General features: G+C 68.5%; 3 protein-coding genes. 1 reads left to right on the top strand and 2 read right to left on the bottom strand.

Annotation, left to right across the window (positions count from 1 at the left end):
* The coding region (locus VFX14_11330) for a hypothetical protein (GenBank protein HEU5190272.1) at positions 1-680 on the top strand (680 nt) is incomplete at its 5' end.
* 185 nt (positions 681-865) lie between these two features.
* On the opposite strand, the gene VFX14_11325 is transcribed toward VFX14_11330, so the two are convergent.
* Both VFX14_11325 and VFX14_11320 read right to left on the bottom strand, forming a co-directional pair.
* A complete protein-coding gene (locus VFX14_11325) occupies positions 866-2,266 on the bottom strand; it encodes an IS110 family transposase (protein ID HEU5190271.1) in 1,401 nt (466 codons plus the stop codon).
* Between the two features lie 276 nt (positions 2,267-2,542).
* A partial coding sequence (locus VFX14_11320) for a hypothetical protein (GenBank protein HEU5190270.1) occupies positions 2,543-2,987 on the bottom strand: 445 nt, incomplete at its 5' end.

Genomic DNA, 2,987 nt, shown 5'->3' with positions numbered 1-2,987 from the left:
CCGAGGGGAGCGGGAAACAGGGCGCCTTCCGCGAGACCCTGTGGTTCAAGAAGGGGGACGTCGACCAGATGGTCGCCGAGGCCAAGGCCAAGATGGCGGCCGGCAAGATGACCCCGGGCGAGGGCTCCGAGGCGCTCCCCGAAGACGTCCGGCCCATCGAGGACCGCTACGTCGACGACGGCACGGTGACCACCGAGGACCGCAAGAAGTTCTCGCTGCGCACCGGCGGCACCGCTGTCTCGCTGCCCGCGGTCGGGTCGAGCCTGCCGGGCGAGAAGATGAGCGAGCACGAGGTCATCGACGAGATCGCTGGCTCGCGCCGCACCAAGATCCTGGTGGTCTCGGCGGTGGTGGCGGTGGCGCTGATCGCGGTCCTGGTGGCGATGCTCGGCAGCAAGAAGGAGCGCCGCACCGAGGCGGCTGCGCCTTCAGCCCCGGCCACGGCCGCCGCCCAGCAGGCGAAACCGGCGCCGCCGCCGGCAGCGACCCCGCCGGCCAGCGCGGCCGCCGCCGCTGCCGCCGCGAAGGCCGCGGCCGCGCCCGCTGCGGCCGCCCCTCCGCGCGAGCACACGGCCGTGGTCAAGCGCGAGGACGCCCCCGCCCGCGAGACCGCCAAGAAGCGCACCGCCGCCGCCCGCAAGAAGGCCGCCGACAAGAGCCCGTCCAAAAAGGGTCGGTGACGGGCGGCCGACCGCGCGCAGCAGGCGGCGCTGCGGCTCGGTGCTGACCTGGGAAAGCTGTCAGCCGTCAGCCGTCAGCCGTCAGCGGAAGTGCTCTTGATTCAGTTGAAGGCCGCCATCGAGCGCGTGCGCGTCGTTCGGCCGCATCGCGGGGACGATCCGGAACACTTGAGCTGACCTGAAACTCAGGCTGTGGGGAGCGCCTCGGCAGCGGGCACCTTCGCCAGTGTGTAGCCGAGAGACCTGGCTGCTTCGGTGAGGGAGGCGATGCGGCGCTTTTGGAACTGGGCCTCGTAGGCAGTTTCACCGACGTCGACGTAGTCCTGCCCGTAGCGCAGCATTCGGTAGACAAGGAGGGCGAGCTTGCGGGCGGTGGCGAAGACAGCGACGCCAGCGTCCTTGTGCCGGGCCTTGCGACGGAAGGCGGCTCCGAGGGCGCTCTTGCTGCGTTGCAGGGTGCTGGCAGCCATGCGCAGCGCACCCGCGACTCGGTTGGCGCCCAGGCTGTGGCGTCGCTTCTTGATGGGCTTGCCGCCCGATACCGGAATGCGGGGACACAGCCGCAGCCAGGAGACGAAGTCGTGCTCCGACGGAAACGCCGAGAGATTCGGGCCGACCTCGGTCAAGATAACCTTGGCGGCGCCAACGCTGATGCCGTCGATGCGAGTGAGGTCGACGCCAGCGAAGCGCCAGAGCAAGGTCCGCGCTCGCGCGTCGCCACGGCTCTTGATGTTCCTTTCCTTGGTGGGATTGGGATGCGGGGGTAGCTGCGCGTCCTCGAGGTCCTGAAGCTTCAAGGCCTCCAGGGCCTCGAGCAGACGTGCTTCGTACGACGCCACCAACTTCTCGATGGCATCGTAGAGCTCCAGCGCCGACGTGAGATTGAACAGATGCTCTTCTCGCCAGGTTCCCCTGAGGTGGTGCGCGATCTCCGCAGCGGATTTCCGGCAACCAGGGTGGCGATGGGCAGCGAGGCGGATCGGATCCCTCTCTCCGGCCACGATCGCGCGGACCATAGCCATGCCCGTTGTCCCCGTGATGTCCGAGACGGCCCGGTGGACCTGCACGTTCATCTGGTCCAGCGCCTTTTGCATCCACTGAACGCAGCGGGTCCGCTCCTCGACGAGGTTGGCCAGTTGCCGTTGGATGGTTCGCATGGCGGCGACCGCGTCGCCGGGGCGGAAGGACCCTCGCAACAGACCGCAGCTATGCAGCAGCTGGATCCACTGGCAGTCGCGGAAGTCGGTCTTGCGCCCAGGAACGTTGTGCAGCTGCCGGGCGTTGACCAGCACTGCCTCGATCCCCTTTGACTCCAGCAGCTCGTAAAGGGGGATCCAGTAGACGGACGTGCTCTCCATCGCCGCCGACTCCACGCGTTGCTCGACCAACCAGTTCACAAGCTCCTCCAGCTGCCCCGTCGTGGTGCCGAACACGCGTACGTTCGGCTCCCCGTCCTGACGAGCCGGGCCACAAACCCAATGCTGTCGGCTGCCCACGTCGATTCCTGCGACCATGGGTCGGATGGTCTGCAACGCCATCGCGACCATCCGGCTCTTCTTCGTCCTGGACGCCTTCTGTCCGCTCATGTATCCACCTCCGTTGAGACGAGGGCTCCGGCCCGAGATGGCTATTCGAGGGACTCTGACCTGGGGGAGTGCCCGTAGCGGCTAACTGCGGGCCTCACCAATGAAGGATGGCCGGCTCGGACCCAGACTGAAAGAGGGGCACAAGGCTCCAATGCTCTACGGGGCATAGCTGCCGGCGCCCTCGTCTCATCCTTCTTCGCTCAGCCCGCGCAGAGTTTCACCCCTGAAAGGGTCCGGGCCCGGCCGGTGGCGCGGCTGAAAGCTGACAGCTCTTCCTCAGGGCACCGCGCCCAGACCCTTCCCTGTCAGCTGGGCGGTGTGCATCACGCCGTCGCGGATGGTGAAGAGCCCGGGAAAGCGGGCTTCCCAGGCGGCGTTGGCGGCGGGGACGAACTGGCGAGCGTTGGCCTCGATGCCGGCGTTGCCGGGGACGCGGGCGGCGATGCCGGCGGAGTGGATCAGCGAGGCGCCGGGGCAGGTCAGGTCCTGGACGGTGATGAACATGCCGTGCTTCTGGGCGGCGGCGGCCATCAACATGGCGTGGCTCTGCCCCTTGCAGGCCTTCAGCGCCACGCCGGTGTAGCCGAGCTCGCGCGCCCGCAGCAGGGTGGCGAGATCGGTGAGGGCCTCGTCGACCACGATGGGGCGGAGGCGCGCCGCCTCGTGCATCGGGTTGGCCGGCTGCCGCTCGAGGTCGCGCGAGGTCGGCTGCTCGATGTAG

It is taken from the genome of Candidatus Methylomirabilota bacterium, from assembly GCA_035764725.1.
In the GTDB taxonomy this organism is placed as follows: Bacteria; Methylomirabilota; Methylomirabilia; order Rokubacteriales; family CSP1-6; genus DASRWT01.
This window is presented reverse-complemented; position numbering and strand designations above follow the sequence as displayed.

What these genes read in the sequence shown, in the direction of transcription:
- VFX14_11325 (HEU5190271.1), bottom strand. Translation starts at nt 2,266, where the DNA reads ATGAGCGGACAGAAGGCGTCCAGGACGAAGAAGAGCCGGATGGTCGCG.